The 17,367-nt window shown below is 46.2% G+C and carries 15 protein-coding genes and 1 pseudogene; 11 read left to right on the forward strand and 5 right to left on the reverse strand.

Going from position 1 to position 17,367, the window contains the following annotated elements:
* Window positions 1–6: 6 nt before the first annotated feature.
* The 3 genes from FCU94_RS01400 to cpdB form a co-directional block, all read right to left on the reverse strand.
* Window positions 7–459, reverse strand: coding sequence for a GNAT family N-acetyltransferase (locus tag FCU94_RS01400; protein WP_176286778.1), 453 nt, complete (start codon window positions 457–459; stop codon window positions 7–9).
* A gap of 70 nt (window positions 460–529) precedes the next feature.
* Window positions 530–1,093, reverse strand: coding sequence for a Crp/Fnr family transcriptional regulator (locus FCU94_RS01405; RefSeq protein ID WP_176286779.1), 564 nt, complete (start codon window positions 1,091–1,093; stop codon window positions 530–532).
* Window positions 1,094–1,202: 109 nt separating this feature from the next.
* Entirely contained in the window at window positions 1,203–3,164 is a 1,962-nt protein-coding gene (gene cpdB, locus FCU94_RS01410) for a 2',3'-cyclic-nucleotide 2'-phosphodiesterase (protein ID WP_176286780.1), read from the reverse strand.
* Window positions 3,165–3,421: 257 nt separating this feature from the next.
* Between cpdB and cobA the strand changes: the two genes are divergently transcribed.
* The 5 genes and pseudogenes from cobA (at window position 3,422) to cysC (ending at window position 9,086) form a co-directional block, all read left to right on the forward strand.
* On the forward strand, window positions 3,422–4,294 hold the full coding sequence (gene cobA / locus FCU94_RS01415) for a uroporphyrinogen-III C-methyltransferase (protein ID WP_176286781.1): 873 nt from the start codon (window positions 3,422–3,424) through the stop codon (window positions 4,292–4,294).
* A gap of 37 nt (window positions 4,295–4,331) precedes the next feature.
* Window positions 4,332–5,261, forward strand: a pseudogene (cysD, locus tag FCU94_RS01420) (sulfate adenylyltransferase subunit CysD); the annotation flags it as partial.
* Between the two features lie 18 nt (window positions 5,262–5,279).
* Window positions 5,280–6,707, forward strand: coding sequence for a sulfate adenylyltransferase subunit CysN (gene cysN / locus FCU94_RS01425; RefSeq protein WP_176286783.1), 1,428 nt, complete (start codon window positions 5,280–5,282; stop codon window positions 6,705–6,707).
* 24 nt (window positions 6,708–6,731) lie between these two features.
* The gene (locus tag FCU94_RS01430) at window positions 6,732–8,456 is read left to right on the forward strand and encodes an SLC13 family permease (protein WP_176286784.1); all 1,725 of its coding nucleotides are present in this window, start codon (window positions 6,732–6,734) and stop codon (window positions 8,454–8,456) included.
* A gap of 12 nt (window positions 8,457–8,468) precedes the next feature.
* Window positions 8,469–9,086, forward strand: a complete 618-nt coding sequence (gene cysC / locus FCU94_RS01435) for an adenylyl-sulfate kinase (RefSeq protein ID WP_176286785.1) — start codon at window positions 8,469–8,471, stop codon at window positions 9,084–9,086.
* A gap of 61 nt (window positions 9,087–9,147) precedes the next feature.
* Here the strand turns inward: cysC and FCU94_RS01440 are convergent, their stop codons facing one another.
* Entirely contained in the window at window positions 9,148–9,609 is a 462-nt protein-coding gene (locus FCU94_RS01440) for a chemotaxis protein CheX (RefSeq protein ID WP_176286786.1), read from the reverse strand.
* A 17-nt stretch (window positions 9,610–9,626) separates the two neighbouring features.
* Window positions 9,627–10,091 carry a zinc uptake transcriptional repressor Zur gene (gene zur, locus FCU94_RS01445; protein ID WP_176286787.1) on the reverse strand — a complete coding sequence of 155 codons (465 nt, stop codon included), beginning with the start codon at window positions 10,089–10,091 and terminating at the stop codon, window positions 9,627–9,629.
* Window positions 10,092–10,483: 392 nt separating this feature from the next.
* Here zur and dusA point away from each other — a divergent pair, with 392 nt between their 5' ends.
* From dusA to FCU94_RS01475, 6 genes are all read left to right on the forward strand, one after another.
* A complete protein-coding gene (gene dusA / locus FCU94_RS01450) occupies window positions 10,484–11,488 on the forward strand; it encodes a tRNA dihydrouridine(20/20a) synthase DusA (RefSeq protein ID WP_176286788.1) in 1,005 nt (334 codons plus the stop codon).
* Between the two features lie 159 nt (window positions 11,489–11,647).
* Window positions 11,648–11,857, forward strand: coding sequence for an envelope stress response protein PspG (gene pspG / locus FCU94_RS01455; protein WP_176286789.1), 210 nt, complete (start codon window positions 11,648–11,650; stop codon window positions 11,855–11,857).
* Between the two features lie 249 nt (window positions 11,858–12,106).
* Complete coding sequence (locus FCU94_RS01460) at window positions 12,107–12,337, forward strand: hypothetical protein (RefSeq protein WP_176286790.1); 231 nt, start codon at window positions 12,107–12,109, stop codon at window positions 12,335–12,337.
* 126 nt (window positions 12,338–12,463) lie between these two features.
* Window positions 12,464–14,314: an assimilatory sulfite reductase (NADPH) flavoprotein subunit gene (locus FCU94_RS01465; protein WP_176286791.1), complete on the forward strand. Its 1,851-nt coding sequence runs from the start codon at window positions 12,464–12,466 to the stop codon at window positions 14,312–14,314.
* On the forward strand, window positions 14,314–16,050 hold the full coding sequence (gene cysI / locus FCU94_RS01470; RefSeq protein WP_176286792.1) for an assimilatory sulfite reductase (NADPH) hemoprotein subunit: 1,737 nt from the start codon (window positions 14,314–14,316) through the stop codon (window positions 16,048–16,050). Before FCU94_RS01465 ends, cysI begins: the two co-directional genes overlap by 1 nt.
* Entirely contained in the window at window positions 16,043–16,822 is a 780-nt protein-coding gene (locus FCU94_RS01475; RefSeq protein ID WP_176286793.1) for a phosphoadenylyl-sulfate reductase, read from the forward strand. The genes cysI and FCU94_RS01475 overlap by 8 nt, the downstream gene beginning before the upstream one ends.
* The last annotated feature ends 545 nt before the right edge of the window (window positions 16,823–17,367 follow it).

The raw sequence follows: 17,367 nt of genomic DNA on the forward strand, positions 1-17,367 counted from the left end.
GACACCTTACTTCTCAAGCTTCATGTCGATATGAGGAATATCGTCTTCAAGATACATCTCTGAAGTTTGAACAAAGCCATGTTGTTGATAAAAGCTTTGTAGGTGTTGCTGAGCGCCTATTTCAATACTGTCGTTTGGCCATAACAACTGACAGCTTTCGAGCGCTTGTTTGAGCAATTGGTGACCCAGTCCATCGCCACGTTCTGTGATTGCTGTTGCGACGCGACCAATACTGACGCATGGATAGCTAACCCCTTTCGGTAGTAGACGTGCACAGGCAACCAGTAGCTCGTGTTTATAGCCAAGGAGATGATAAACCTCCTGTTGGTGATCTTTATCATCCAGTTCGGGGTAGGGGCAGTTCTGTTCGACAACAAAGACATCAACGCGCAATTTGAGCAATTGATACAGCTGAGTGGTGGTAAGTTGGGAAAAAGGAACAAGCTGCCATTCAATCATCGTACTATTGCCTTAGTGCTGAGTTTGACGTGAATGTAGCAACTCTACCTAAGTTCGACATTAACAATTGTTAACTTTGCGCCCGCTTTTTGATACGACTTAAACTAATTGATGTAATGCCTAAGTAAGCGGCAATTTGATAGTCGTTGAGCCTGTCGAGTAAATGAGGAAAATTGCGACAGAATAATTCGTAACGCTGTTCTGGACTATAAAGCAGCATAAAGCGCTCCTTGTTTTCTTTGTGCATCAACTGCGTTTCGAGCAGTTTGAGATAAATGCTGTGTTTCTCAGCTCGCCACGCCCTCAGCGTATCAACCGGTAAGGCGATGAGGGTACAAGGGGTGAGTGATTCTAATAAGTAAGGCGAGGTTTGCTGTTTGATTAAACTTTCAAAGCCGATAATCCAGTCGTTCTCCCAATAAAACTCCTTGCTGAACTCTTTGCCTTTGTCGGTAAGATAGGCTGAGTGACAGATCCCCTCTAATAACAGATAGATTTCTGTCGCGATTTGGCCTTGGTGAAGTAAAATATGGCGTGTTGGTAGCTCAATCCGTTGAGCGGAACGGCATAGTTGCTGCGCTTCGCTAGAGTTAAAACCATAACTGAGAAGTTGTTGCTGAAATCCCTCTAACATCGTGACTTTTCCTATGAGTGACAATGGGCGAATTCTACCCGCTTTAATTGATGCTGAGAATAAAAAAGCCGCGAACAACATCGCGGCTTTGGCTGGAAAAAATTAGCGATTATTTTTGTAAATCAATTTGGTAAATCGCAAAGCCTACGTCATCAGTACCCACACGTTTCATTGGGTATAATCCTTTCTCTTCAATAAATTTCGCTGCCTTATCACTTGGTGATGTTTCAAAGCGAATGTCTAATTGCTTATCGGATTTGATCGGCGCAAATGTCCAGTTGTTGTCAGCACTTGGCGTGAACTCACCTTTTTCTTCACTTACACGAGTGATGTAAGAGGCGATGACTGAGCGGTTTTCATCGGGCGAATCGAAAGCGACAAACTCGGAACCGGTACCTGGGAACTTGTTGCTGTAGGCGCGATAGTTATTTGTCGCGATGATGAAGCCCTGCTTCATATCAATTGGCTTACCTTGATAAGTCAAATTCACGATCCGCTCGGCCTCGCCGTTAACGGGTTTGCAGTTACCGTCGTATTTCGCAGGCTTAGTGACATCGATTTGGTAGTTCAGACCATCAATTACGTCAAAGTTATAAGTACGGAAACCATCCCAGTCGATCAGGCTTTGTGGAGCGGTACTGTTCACGTCGATTTGCTTAAACTGACCAGCAGTACATTCTAACCACTCTTTCACTTCTTTACCTGTGACCTTCATTGCCACAAGCGTGTTCGGATATAGGTACAGGTCGGCAGCGTTACGGAATGTTAGCTGACCAGACTCGACTTCCGTAAAGTTGGCGGGGTCGTTCTTACGGCCACCGGCTTTAAAAGGGGCAGCGGCAGAAAGCACGGGAATATCTGCGAGATCGGGATCGCCTTGGATGAAGCGTTCAACGTAATCTTTTTGAGCAAGGTTAACAATTTGTACCGTAGGATCATCTTGTACTAGCGCTAGGAAGCTGTACATCACATCGCTTGCTTTACCTATGGGTTGGTTGACGAAATCGCGGGTCCCTTTGTGGTCTGCTTCAAGCGCTTTAACCATCTCAGCATCCGCGTCTGCTAGAGAGGTCTTGGTTTTCTTGTCGTAAATAGGACGAGCTTCAGTTTGACCTTTAACGACAACCCATTGGCCATCTTGCTCTTTTAGCTCAAGGTCAATCACGCCAACGTGGCTGCCCCAGCGGCCAGGCATCACAGCTGCGACACCATTGATGGTGCCGTTTGTGTTGTCAACGCCAGGGATGTTGTCGAAACCTTTACCAGGGAATACCGCATGGGAGTGACCAAAGGCAATCGCATCGATACCTTCTACTTGAGACAGGTAGTAAGTGGAGTTTTCTGCGCCGACTTTATGTGGGTCTGAAGAGACGCCAGAGTGTGGAATTGCGACGATGACATCAGCACCTTCTGCTTTCATCTGAGGAACGAGTTTTTCAGCTGTTTCCTTGATGTCTTTGGCAAACACTTTGCCTTCGAGGTTTTTCTTGTCCCACACCATGATTTGAGGTGGTACGAAGCCGATGTAGCCGACTTTAATTTGGTGTTCTACGCCATCCACATCTTTGAATGTGTGTGACTTAATAATGTATGGCTTGAAATAGTGCTCGCCGGTTTTTTTGTCGAACACGTTGGCGCTGATGTATGGAAAGTCAGCATCGTTGATAGTTTCAGCTAAGAACTCAAGGCCGTAGTTAAACTCGTGGTTACCAATGTTTCCGACATCGTAGTTCAATAGATTCATCGCTTTATAGACGGGGTGAACGTCACCTTTCTCGATGCCTTTTGCCGCCATGTAGTCGCCCATCGGGCTACCTTGGATTAGGTCACCGTTATCCACTAAGACACTGTTCTCTACCTCGGCTTGTGCTTGTTTGACTAGAGTAGCGGTGCGGGTAAGACCTATTTTTTGTGAAGGTTTGTCCTTGTAGTAGTCATAATCCATTACGTTGGTGTGAATATCAGTCGTTTCGACAATACGAAGTTTGATCGTATCTGCAATTGCCGGACCTGCCATAGTCAACATACCGCCAAGTACGGCAAGAGACAGAGGTTTCACTGCTACTTTCATTTTTAGCTCCGATAGCGTTTTTATAGACCTGCATAATGTAACAAAATGAAATGAAACAATGATTTCACTCACTAGCAAATTGTGATGTGAGGCGATTGGTATGCTCTATTCTGTCGATAATCTCTCAAAACGATTAAGGCTTGAACAAGCTTATGCCAACTCCTTATCATAAAACGGTATAAAAAATGAAATTTTAGAATTTCAGGTAATATAACTAGAGCGCCATAATGCCTAGACCAACGAAATAGGGCGACATTATGGCGAGCAAGGATACGATTTCTCAATTTCCTCTGAGTAATCAGCGTGCACAGCGTACCAATCAAACAGATTTAAACTCCATCGGCACAAGTGTGCTGTCACAGGGAGAAGTGGCCTTAGTGGGCGCAGGCCCTGGTGATGTGGAGTTGCTAACCATTAAAGCGATGCGTTTTCTGCAACAAGCAGATGTGGTGTTGTACGACTATCTCGTATCGGATGACATTATGGCGCTAGTTCCTAGCGATGCCATCTTAGTTTGTGTGGGTAAGCGCGCTGGTCACCATAGCGTTCCCCAAGAGAAAACTAACCAACTGCTGCTCGACTTTGCCTTGCAAGGATATCGTGTTGTACGGATTAAGGGTGGTGATCCATTTATTTTCGGTCGTGGTGGTGAAGAGCTTGAAGTGTTAGCCGCTGCCGGTGTCGCTTTTCACGTTGTGCCAGGGATTACCGCCGCTGCCGGTGCTACTGCGTACGCTGGTATCCCACTAACCCATCGTGACTATGCCCAATCGGCGATGTTTATTACCGGCCATCTTAAAGCCGAAAGTGACCAAATGGACTGGTCGACGCTAGCGCGAGGTAATCAAACTCTAGTCATCTATATGGGCTTAATGAAATCTGAGCACATTCAAGCTCAACTGATTGAGCACGGACGTCAGTCTGATACCCCAATCGCCATTATTGAGCGCGGCACTCAACGCGAACAAAAAGTATTCAAAGGTCAGTTAGCTCAACTTGCTGACCTTGCAAAAGACGCGCAGGCACCATCATTGATTGTGATTGGTGAGGTTGTGTCTCTGTCAGAGCAGTTGGCTTGGTTTGAGCCACAGCCTGAAGCGGCCAATAACTTACAGCGTCAGACTGCCTAACTCACGCCATTTTTTAGATTAGCCACAGGCTCATTGAGCCGAAAAGGAAGCAACTAACATGGACCAAGAACGTTTAACCCACTTAAAGCAACTCGAAGCGGAGAGTATTCACATTATTCGTGAAGTCGCCGCCGAGTTTGATAATCCAGTGATGATGTATTCGATCGGTAAAGATTCGTCGGTCATGCTTCACTTGGCACGCAAAGCGTTTTATCCGGGTAAGATTCCATTCCCTCTTTTGCATGTCGATACCGACTGGAAGTTCAAAGAGATGATCAAGTTTCGCGATCGTACCGCGGAAAAATATGGATTTGAGCTTTTAGTCCATAAGAACCCAGAAGGTCTGGCGATGGGGTGTAGCCCATTTACGCATGGGTCGTCTAAGCACACCGATATTATGAAAACTCAAGGTTTGAAGCAGGCGCTGAATAAGTATGGCTTCGATGCCGCTTTTGGTGGCGCGCGTCGTGATGAAGAGAAATCACGTGCCAAAGAGCGAGTTTACTCATTCCGCGATAAGCATCATACCTGGGATCCTAAAAATCAGCGTCCAGAGCTATGGCGTACGTATAACGGTCAAATTAACAAAGGGGAAAGCATTCGTGTGTTCCCGTTATCCAACTGGACTGAGCTCGATATCTGGCAATACATCTATCTAGAAAATATCGAGATTGTGCCACTTTATCTCGCGGATACCCGCCCTGTGGTTGAGCGCGACGGCATGTTGATCATGGTAGACGATGATCGTATGGAGCTTGAGCCTGGTGAGAAGGTTGAGCATAAAAGTGTCCGTTTCCGGACTTTGGGCTGTTACCCATTAACAGGTGCGATTGAATCTGAAGCTAATACGCTGACGGGCATTATCGAAGAGATGTTAGTGGCGACATCAAGTGAGCGTCAAGGCCGTGCGATCGACCACGATCAATCTGGATCGATGGAACTGAAAAAACGCCAAGGCTACTTCTAAGGATTGAGGAAAAATAAGATGAATAGCGCAGTTGAAGCTCAACTCGACGAGCTCGGTATCGAAGGGTACCTAAAACAGCACCAATACAAGTCACTGCTTAGATTTCTAACCTGTGGCTCGGTAGACGACGGCAAAAGTACTTTGATTGGCCGCTTGCTCCATGATTCAAAGCAAATTTATGAAGATCAATTGGCCGCTGTACATAACGACAGCCAGCGCGTGGGTACCACGGGCGAACGCCCCGACTTGGCTCTATTGGTGGATGGTCTGCAAGCCGAGCGAGAGCAAGGTATCACCATTGATGTGGCTTACCGATACTTCTCTACTCAGAAGCGTAAATTCATTATTGCAGACACGCCTGGACATGAGCAGTACACGCGTAATATGGCCACAGGAGCCTCGACTTGTGATCTGGCGGTGATCTTGATTGATGCGCGTAAAGGGGTGTTGGATCAAACGCGTCGCCATTCGTTTATCTCGAATCTTCTAGGGATCAAACACTTTGTTGTGGCTGTGAACAAGATGGATCTTGTCGATTACTCGCAGCAACGTTTTGAGCAGATTCGTGATGAGTACATCGAGTTTTCGAAAAACCTCCATGGTGAAATCGATATTCAGATCATTCCTTTATCCGCACTAGAAGGCGATAACGTGGTTGAACCAAGTAGCAATCTGGGTTGGTTCGATGGCGCGCCGTTGCTTGAACTGCTTGAAAACGTTGACGTTGACCACGAGAAGGAGGTCGGTGAATTCCGCTTCCCGGTGCAATACGTGAATCGACCTAACCTCGATTTTCGTGGTTTTGCTGGGACTATCGCCTCGGGGTCAATTAAAGTCGGCGACTCGGTCAAGGCGCTACCATCTGGCAAAACATCGAAAATCGCACGTATTGTTACGTTTGATGGTGATATCGAACAAGCTCAAGCAGGCTTAGCGGTGACGCTAACCTTACAAGATGAAATCGACATTAGCCGTGGTGACTTGATTGTTCTCGACAACGCTCAAGTAGAGTCGACCAATCACCTATTAGCCGATGTGGTTTGGATGACCGAACAAGCTTTGCAACCGGGCCGCGAGTACGACATCAAGATCGCTGGTAAGAAGACGGTAGGTCGAGTGGAAGCGATTCGCCATCAGTACGATATCAATCATCTCTCGACTCACAGCGCGGTTGAACTGCCGCTGAACGGAATAGGCTTGTGTGAATGGACGCTCACCGAGTCGGTGGCGGTCGATGACTATTTATCTTGCCAAGATACAGGCGGTTTTATCATTATTGACCGTTTGACTAATGTCACCGTCGGTGCGGGCTTGGTGCGTGAGAGTTTGTCACAAGTGGAACAAAAAGTGACTGATATCTCTGCATTTGAGCTGGAACTGAATGCACTGGTGCGTAAGCACTTCCCTCATTGGGAAGCCAAAGATATCAGCCGTCTACTCAAATAGTCAGCGAAGGCGATAGGTAAGCTTATGTGGCAACAAGGTTTTGTGTTAGCGATGTTGTTGGCAATCATCACTTGCCTAATCACAACACGAATTAAGCCAAGTTTTATCTTTGCAGGCGCCGCATTTGTCGCGTTTATTGCTGGGATGATTGAGCTTGGCGATGTGGCTACTAATTTTACTAACTCGTCGCTACTAACTCTGGTGTTGCTGATCTTAGCCTCAGCAGCACTGGAGAAAACCCGCTTGATCAGCTGGGTGAGTCGCTCCTTATCGACTGGATGTTTAGCGGTAGTGGTAGCCAAAATGGGGCTTTCCACGGCATTACTTTCGTCGTTTACTAACAACACGGCCGTGGTGGTGTCGCTGATCGGAGCGATCAAACGTAATCAGCAGCATGCCCCATCACGCTTATTGATCCCACTCTCTTACGCGGCGATCTTTGGTGGTACGTTGACTTTGATCGGCACCTCGACCAACTTGATCATCAACAGTTTCGTTGAAGATGCCGGACTGCCGAGTTTGAACTTTTTTGCGCCAACGATGATCGGTATCTCTGTACTTGTCGGCGGATTATTGATCCTTATTCCGATCAGTTATCTACTGCCCAATTACGACGATCATAGTCAGGAAGATTTACCCTATTTTCTAGAGGCGCGTGTCGAGCCGGGTTCCCCTTTAGTCGGGCGCAGTATCAGCGAAAACAACCTGCGAGCTCTGCGTAAGTTGTTTTTGGCTGAAGTGGTGCGTGATGGAGAGTCGGTACCTTCGGTCGATCCTGAGTTTGTACTCCAAGCTCGCGACAGACTACTGTTCTGTGGAGATATTGAGAGTGTCGCCACGCTACAAGAGATCCAAGGCCTCACTCTATTTGGTCAACATCACCTTAATGGTCAAGGCTTTGTTGAAGTTGTCGTTAGCTCCTCCGCGAGTTTTTGCAACAAAACCCTAAAATCGAGTCATTTTCGCGACCGTTTCGATGCGGTTGTGGTGGCGATTCGCCGCGGTCACGAAAGACTCCAAGGCGGGCTTGGAAACATTACCTTGAGTGCAGGAGACACCTTAGTTCTTGTGCCGGGTAAGCGCTTTGAACAAGAGCGTCAAGCGCACCGCAAAGAGTTTGTCTTGGTCAATGATCTTGACTCGAGCGCGCGTCTCGACAGCACTAAGTCGGCCTTAGTTTTGCTCGGTTTTGCCTCTGTCATTGGCTTCGCTTTACTTGGTCTGTTCCCACTGATTAAAGGGTTATCGCTGTTTTTGATTGCGGCGCTGTTTTGCGGCGTGATTCAGTTAGGTGAGTTACGTCGCCGATTTCCAGTCGATATTGTGGTCATTGTGGGGTCGGCGTTATCTATTGCTCAATTGATGTTGTCGTCGGGGCTATCGGCTAGCCTAGGGCAGATGTTTATCGAAGGCTTCAACGGTTGGGGAGCCTTTGGGGCTTTAGTTGCCACCTACTTGTTAACCTTGATCTTAACCGAGCTTGTCACCAACAACGCTGCGGCCGCTTTGGCTTTTCCTATCGGCTACAGCATGGCGCTTGGCTACGGCGTCGATCCTATGCCGTTTATAATGGCGGTACTATTTGGCGCCAGCGCTAGTTTTATTTCTCCCTATGGCTATCAAACTAACTTACTGGTTTATAGCGTAGGCAATTACACAATCACTGATTATGTTCGAGTGGGGGTTCCGATCTCTATCGTATATTCCGCGTTGGTATTAACGCTGATCCCACTCTTCTTTCCGTTTTAAAAGGATTGAGCTATGACTACGGAAACGCCAAATAAAGATGACAATATTGTCTGGCATCAGCACGCAATTGATAAAGCGTTTCGTGCTCGCTTAAAGCAGCAAAAACCGGTTGTACTTTGGTTTACAGGCTTGTCGGGAGCGGGTAAATCGACCATCGCCGGAGCGTTGGAAACGCGCTTGGCGCAGCTAGGTCATCATACCTACTTACTTGATGGCGACAATGTGCGTCATGGTTTGTGCCGTGATTTAGGTTTCTCTGAGCAAGATCGCCGAGAAAACATTCGACGCATTGGCGAGTTGGCTAAGTTAATGGCTGATGCCGGGTTGATTGTACTCTCGGCGTTTATCTCTCCGCATCGCGCCGAACGTCAACTAGTGCGTGAAATGCTACCAGAGGGCGAGTTTCTCGAAGTGTTTGTTAATACGTCGCTTGATGTGTGTGAGCAGCGCGACCCCAAAGGGCTGTATAAGAAAGCCAGAGCAGGAGAGATTACCAATTTCACCGGGATTGATTCGGAATATCAAGCGCCGCTCAATCCCGAAATTGACCTGTTAGCTGGCGAGAAAGCCATCGAGGCATTGGTCGAAGATTGCCTTGAAGTGCTTCGTACGCGAGGTATCATCGCCTAGAATACAAAAACGCTTCCTAAGGGAAGCGTTTTTAGTTCGGATTTAGCATCAAGCAATTCGATTATTCGAAACAAATCTCGATGAAGGCATTACCCCATTGCGACGAGAATGGCATGATAATGATTGAGCCTTCACATTTATGACGAATCGTATGGCCTTTACCAGAGACAACTACAGGCGTTGCCATATCAAAATCAAACCCGCTCTCTGCCAGAATACGCTTGGCACCACCGGTAACCATATTAGTGATTTCACCCACCATGTCGGTCACTTCGTCATTCAAACCATTCGGGCGTTCACCGAGCATATTTTGCATGATTTCGAGAGCCAGACTCTCATCAAACGTAATAGACATAGAGCCACGACTTTTTGGGCCGACCATCCCTATTAAACCTGATACGTCACCACGTGCAATCTCATCCTTCTTGACACGAGGTTTCTGTGGCTTCAACTCCAGTGAGGCCATCGTTTTCAAGACATTCATCAATGAAGCTAAAAACGGGTTTACAAATTCAGCGCGCATAATCTTCTTCTATATCTTTATTTCACATTGTCGGCCAAACAGGACTGACAGATGCCGTGTGATTCAATTACATGATTCGTAATGGTAAAGCCATAAGCTTGAGCATTGTCCTTAAGCAAGGCTACCAAACTATCATCTTGCAGTTCAATAACGTTGCCGCACTTATCACAAATCAGCAAATGAGAGTGGTGCTTATGTGCATTGCACGAACAACATTGGATATAACTATTGGTCGACTCAACTCGATGGATGAAGCCTTGCTCAAGCAAAAAGTCCAAAGCGCGATACACGGTGGGTGGTTTTGCTTGAGGCTCACTCAGTTTGAGCTCTTCTAACAGTTCGTAGGCACTCGAGGCTTTTGGGCTCGCACAGATGAGTTCAAATACTCTTTTACGCTGCGATGTTAGCCGTACTCCTCGTGCTGTGCATATCTCTTCAATTTGTTTTACTAACTGCTGATCCAAACTTGTCACCGTTACCATTGGACATTTTTAATAATATACCATTTCCTGAGGTTTATCGTTGCTCAAGAGGTAAATTCTCACAGTCGTGTCAATGTGTTACTTATTATGCAACTGGTGGACTTGACCTCGATCGAGACGGTATAAGTTACCTTATCTACAATAAAAACGATACTAGCATGCATTGATTCCTCGTTTCTGGTCGCGAAACCTGTGCTTCAGATCGCGACAGTCACTTCGAATAAGAGAATGGCTTTAGTCACTGTTCAACTAAACAACATAGTGATCCTAGCGCTGATGAGCAGATTTGTCCTGATTCTTTGACTATTGCGGTGTATAATCGCGCGATTATTTTACACCGCCTGTTATGTAGAGACGTTCTCAAGCGGCACTAACTGTTTAGAGGTAGCTTTGTGTCTAACCCTGAATCTCAACAAGCTTTTCCGATGCAGCGCTTTTCCATTGCACCCATGCTCGATTGGACCGATCGTCACTGTCGATACTTTCATCGTTTGCTGACTAATCAAACCTTGCTGTATACCGAAATGGTCACCACTGGCGCGATCATTCACGGTAAAGGAGACTTCTTAGCGTATAACGAAGAGGAACACCCGGTCGCGCTCCAGTTGGGGGGCTCCAATCCGCAAGACTTAGCCAAGTGCGCCAAGCTAGCGGCAGAGCGCGGCTATGATGAAATTAATCTTAATGTTGGCTGCCCGTCTGATCGAGTGCAAAACGGTCGTTTTGGTGCCTGCCTCATGGCAGAGCCACAGCTGGTGGCCGACTGTGTGGCGGCGATGCGCGATGTGGTTGATGTGCCCGTCACGGTAAAAACGCGTATTGGAATTGATGATCAAGATTCGTATGAATTTTTAACGGACTTTGTTTCAATCGTGTCTGAAAAAGGCGGTTGTGAGCAGTTTACCATTCATGCACGTAAGGCTTGGCTCTCTGGTCTTAGCCCGAAAGAAAACCGTGAAATTCCGCCACTAGATTACCCGCGTGCGTATCAGTTAAAGAAAGACTTTTCCCATTTAGTCATTGCGGTGAACGGTGGCGTTAAGACTCTAGAAGAAACAAAAGAACATTTACAGCACCTTGATGGTGTGATGGTCGGTCGCGAGGCCTATCAGAATCCTTATATCTTGGCTGAAGTCGATCAACAGATTTTTGGTTTAGATAAGCCCATCAAAAAACGGACTCAGGTTGTTGAAGAGATGTACCCATACATTGAACAGCAGCTATCGAACGGTGCCTATCTCGGCCATATCACGCGTCACATGTTGGGATTATTCCAAAACATGCCTGGGGCCCGTCAATGGCGTCGATATATTAGTGAAAATGCCCATAAACCGGGATCTGGGATTGAAGTGGTGCAGACCGCACTGGCTAAAATTCCGCAAGAATTGGATGTGTGAAAAATACCACCTGATTGAGTGATTTTTACCAACCCTTATCACTTCGTTGAGCACTCTTAACCGAGTGCTTATTTTTTATCTATATATTTTAATTGGTTAGCTATTGGTCCTAAATTGGCACGTATCGTGAAAAGAGAACATCAAACTAAGGAGAATCATATGTTTGAGTTGATCTTTATATTGGTATTTGTCGCAACCTTGTTGGTGACCGGGGTAACTATGGTCACTGTCTTGGCGGGTATCGCTTTTTCGTTGGTCGTGATGGTGCTACTGGGAATGCTAAGTGCGGCGTTGAAGCTTATTCCTTGGCTGATTGTTATTGCCGTTGGAATTTGGTTTTTCAAAAATCATGTCGCTCAGCCACGCTAGGTAGGTAACAGTAAAGCGTGAAGGACTAGGATGATAAAGCCGTTTTCACTAACACACTGGATACTGAGCACGATTTGGTTGTCCAGAGAGTGGTAAGCGCTGTCTATGAAGTTTATTTTTAGAAACGCCGCAGTATATAGCGGCGTTTTTTTATATCTATTGATTATATCACTGTGTTTTCATTTAGCACTTTCCTGTGCTTTGACCATGCTTAGTCAGGGAGCGTCTATCATCCCGAGAAGGAACCTCATGACGATTACTGAACTTAGAAACTTGTACCGAGAGCAACAGTTAGTCGAAGCCATCATAGAGCCTTCAGCGCAGGAAGGGCGTTGGATCGTAGAGTTCCGTCATGCGCGAGGTGGTTTCGTTCTTTTAACCGACTCAAATGGGGAAGAGTGCCACTATATGGATTTAGATCTCGCTTCTAAGTCTGCCATGGCAGTCGGGTTTAAGCAGGTACGTGTCGAAGCCAAATAGCAATCGGTGCTGCTTTTATCCTCATTCTTTAATTCAAAAAGTTATAAAACATTCACTTCTATTCTTTCTTGTTATTAAAGAGAGTGGTTAATCTATCATCACGCAATGAATAGGGATGTCGAGACCATGTCTTTAAACAAGAACGTGTCCTCTCAAGGAAACACGCCACAAGAATTACCGTCTATCGCTGCTCCACTCAACGATCAACAGTTGAGTAACTTACAGCAAACGGTGACCGAACTGTCTCCTCAACAGTTGGCTTGGGTTAGTGGTTACTTTTGGGGATTATCACAAACACAAACCGCTTCAGCCGCAGCACCTATTAGTCAGGCGGTCGCGGCAGTGGCAGCGAAGCCTGCCGGAAAGCTCACCATTATTTACGCTTCACAAACGGGCAATGCTAAAAGTGTTGCTGAGTCTTTAGAGCAAGAAGCTCAGTCTCAAGGTATTAACGTTCAACTGTTTGATGCCAGTGACTATAAAGGTAAAAACCTAGCCAAAGAAACCCATGTAATTATCGTTGCGTCAACCAACGGTGAGGGTGAGGCACCGGATAACGCGATTGAACTGCATGAATACCTTCAGTCTAAGAAGGCTCCCAAGCTACCGAATCTTCAGTACGGAGTGATTGGCCTTGGCGATTCGAGCTATGAGTTTTTCTGCCAAACTGGCAAAGACTTCGATAGCTTCTTGGCAAAATTGGGGGCGACGCCATTTATCGACCGCGTTGACTGTGATGTTGACTACGAACAGCCTGCTACTGAGTGGCGACACAAAGCATTAGAGACCGTCAAGCAAGCCCTCGCCTCGAGTTCAGAAGCTGAAGTTGTGCAGCTTCCAGTCGGCCAAGCCGTGAGTCAATCTACTTTTAACAAACAGAATCCATATACGGCGACACTGCTTACCAGCCAAAAAATTACTGGCCGTGATTCAGGCAAAGATGTCCGCCATATCGAAATTGATTTGGAAGGTTCAGGGTTGAGTTATCAACCAGGTGACGCGCTGGGTGTCTGGTATGAAAACAGCTCAAAACTGGCAAACGCAATCTTAGGTAAAGTGGGACTTTCGGGCGTCGAAAGTGTGGATGTTGATGGCGAGAGCCTCTCTATCCACAGTGCGCTGGTAAGTAAATTTGAAATCACCTCTGCTAACCCGCAGCTTGTGAGCAAATTTGCCGAGCTTTCTGACAGTAAGAAACTACTCAAGCTGGTGGAAGATAAAGATAAGTTGAGAGAGTATGCAAGTAAGACTCAAATTGTTGACGTATTCGCGGAGAAGAAAACTCAGCTAACCGCCGAACAACTGGTTTCTTTATTGCGACGCCTTACTCCTCGCCTCTACTCCATTGCATCGAGCCAAACGGAAGTCGATGAAGAAGTACATCTAACAGTAGGTTTGGTTGAATACGACCACGGTGATGAAAAGCGCTACGGCGGAGCCTCTAGCTTCCTATCACAGCGTTTGGAAGAGGGTGGCGAAGTGAAAGTGTTTGTAGAACACAATAATAACTTCAAGCTGCCTGAGGATGATAATACTCCAGTGATCATGATCGGCCCTGGTACTGGTATTGCTCCATTCCGTAGCTTCGTTCAAGAGCGTGATAATCGAGAGGCTGAAGGTAAAAACTGGTTGTTCTTTGGTGACCGCACCTTTACCCAAGATTTCTTGTATCAGGTTGAATGGCAGAAGTACCTCAAGTCTGGTGTACTTAACCGTTTGGACGTGGCGTTTAGTCGTGACCAAGGTGAAAAAGTCTATGTCCAACACCGGATTTTGGAGAATGCTGAGCAAGTGTGGCAGTGGATCCAAGACGGTGCCTACATCTATGTATGTGGCGATGCGACGCGCATGGCGAAAGATGTTCACGATGCTTTAGTGATTGTGGCTGAACAACAAGGGCAAATGCCGCGTGATGATGCAGAACAGTTTATTAATGATTTACGCAAAGCGAAACGTTATCAAAGGGATGTGTACTAATGACTTTTTCTACTGACAATAATAAGCAGGTTGTATTAGGTGAAGAGCTAGGAAAGTTATCTGATAACGAACGTCTGAAAACACAAAGCAACTTTTTACGCGGCACCATAGAGCAAGACTTGCAAGACAAGATTACTGGTGGCTTTACTGCGGATAACTTCCAGTTAATTCGTTTTCACGGTATGTATCAGCAAGATGACCGTGATATACGCAACGAGCGCGCTAAGCAAAAACTGGAACCACTACATAACGTGATGCTTCGTGCACGTATGCCAGGTGGCATCATTACGCCAAAGCAGTGGCTAGCGATCGATAAGTTTGCAACCGAACATTCGCTTTACGGCAGTATCCGCCTGACGACTCGTCAAACGTTCCAGTTTCACGGTGTGCTTAAGCCAAATATCAAGCTTATGCATCAGACATTAAATAGCATTGGTATTGATTCAATTGCGACAGCCGGTGACGTTAACCGAAACGTACTATGTACCACGAACCCGATCGAGTCAGAACTGCATCAAGAAGCTTATGAATGGGCGAAAAAGATCAGTGAACACCTTCTGCCAAAAACCAAAGCCTATGCTGAAATCTGGTTAGATGGCGAGAAGGTAGAAACAACAGAAGATGACGAGCCAATCCTGGGTAAGACTTATCTTCCTCGTAAGTTCAAAACAACGGTTGTGATCCCGCCACAAAACGATGTTGATGTCCACGCTAATGACCTTAACTTTGTCGCGATTGGCGAGAACGGCAAGCTGGTGGGCTTTAACGTATTAGTCGGTGGTGGTCTGGCAATGACGCACGGTGACACTTCTACTTATGCTCGCCGCGCTGATGACTTTGGTTTTGTTCCTCTAGAAAAGACACTTGATGTTGCGGCTGCGGTCGTAACGACTCAGCGTGACTGGGGTAACCGTTCAAACCGTAAAAATGCAAAAACTAAATACACACTAGACCGTGTTGGTATTGATGTATTTAAAGCAGAAGTAGAAAAGCGAGCTGGTGTGAAGTTTGGCGAGAGTCGTCCATACGAGTTCACTGATCGTGGTGACCGCATCGGTTGGGTTGAAGGTATCGATGGTAAACATCACTTAGCACTGTTTATTGAAAACGGTCGTCTACTGGATTTTCCGGGTAAACCGTTAAAAACAGGTGTTGCTGAAATCGCCAAAATTCATAAAGGCGATTTCCGTATGACGGCAAACCAAAACTTAATTGTTGCGGGTGTGGCGAAGAGTCAGAAAGCTAAGATTGAGAAGATTGCCCGCGAGCACGGTTTAATTGATGACAGCGTGAGTGAACAGCGCAAAAACTCAATGGCGTGTGTGGCATTCCCAACCTGTCCATTAGCGATGGCAGAAGCAGAGCGTTTCTTGCCTCAGTTTGTCACGGATGTAGAAGGCATCCTTGAGAAACACGGTTTACCTGAAGAAGACAACATCATTTTGCGTGTGACTGGTTGTCCAAATGGCTGTGGTCGGGCAATGTTGGCGGAGATTGGCTTGGTTGGAAAAGCGCCTGGCCGTTACAACCTTCACTTAGGTGGTAACCGCGCTGGTACGCGTATTCCGAAGATGTATAAAGAGAACATTACCGATAAGCAGATACTAGAAGAGATTGATCAGCTCGTAGGCCGCTGGGCTAAAGAGCGTGAAGCTGGTGAAGGATTTGGTGATTTTGCTATCCGTGCTGGCATCATCCAAGAAGTCAAAGTATCTAAGAGGGACTTGCATGCTTGATTCTGTCGCTTCCAAACCGAAGTTAGCGCAGTTGCTCTCATTAACTAAGACGGAGCAAATACTCCGTCTTGCAGAAATTAATGCAGAGTTAGAGACGCTAACCGCCCAGCAAAGAGTGGCTTGGGCACTAGAAAATCTCGAAGGTCAGTTTGCGGTGTCTTCAAGTTTTGGGCTTCAAGCTGCGGTGATGCTGCACCTTGTGACTCAACAGGCTCCAGATACTCCGGTTATTCTGACTGATACGGGTTACCTTTTCCCTGAAACGTATCGTTTTATCGATCAGTTGAGTGAACAACTAACCCTGAACCTAAAAGTCTATCGTGCGGCTGAGAGTTCTAACTGGCAAGAAGCTCGCTACGGAAAACTGTGGGAGCAAGGAATAGAGGGAATTGAAAAGTATAATAAGATAAATAAAGTTGAACCGATGCGCAGAGCGCTTAATGAGCTTAAAGTCGGGACTTGGTTCTCAGGTCTACGTCGCGAGCAGTCTAAATCGCGTACCAACTTACCTATCTTGTCGATCCAAAATAGCGTATTCAAGTTCTTGCCGGTGATCGACTGGACGAATAAAGATGTCCACTATTACTTAGAAGAACATGGCTTGCCTTATCATCCACTTCGTGAAGAAGGTTACCTGTCGGTAGGTGATACTCATACGACCAAAAAATGGGAGCCAGGAATGAGTGAAGAAGAAACTCGTTTCTTTGGTTTAAAGCGTGAGTGTGGACTGCACGAAGATAGCAGTGACGAACAAGATGGTTCAGGTATTTAATCTGTTCTTCTATATAAGAGGAAAGGTCGCAATGCGGCCTTTTCTTTTACCTGAAAAACAGCGATTGTGGATAACTCTGTGGGTATAGTGTTCGCTATATTGGGGTAAAATTGGATAAATAAGGCTTTGAGCGAAAAGTCAGCGCTTAAACGTTATTTTTGCAATTTTTTCAAAATAACGCTTGCCAATGTGAGCGCGATCTCTATAATGCCTCCTCGTCGACAGGGCAAGAGCTCACAAGGGTTCAAACGAAGTCGGCACGGTTTACTAGCCAAGTGGCAACGCTTGAAAAAACTTTTTAAAAAAGTGGTTGACACTAAAACTTAAATCGCTAGAATGGCCGCCTCTTCCGAAGTGATATGAATCACAAAGAAGAGAAGCTCTTTAAAAATATAGACCTATCAATCTGTGTGGGCACTCGTTGATGATAATCCAATTAGATACTTCGGTATCAAATTAGGTTTCAATGATACGAAGTGACCATTGAATCGAAAGATTCAGCACAGTCAATTCAAACATTACTTTAGCTATTTATTAGCAAAGGA

Source organism: Vibrio sp. JPW-9-11-11 (assembly GCF_013369335.1).
Lineage (GTDB): Bacteria > Pseudomonadota > Gammaproteobacteria > Enterobacterales > Vibrionaceae > Vibrio.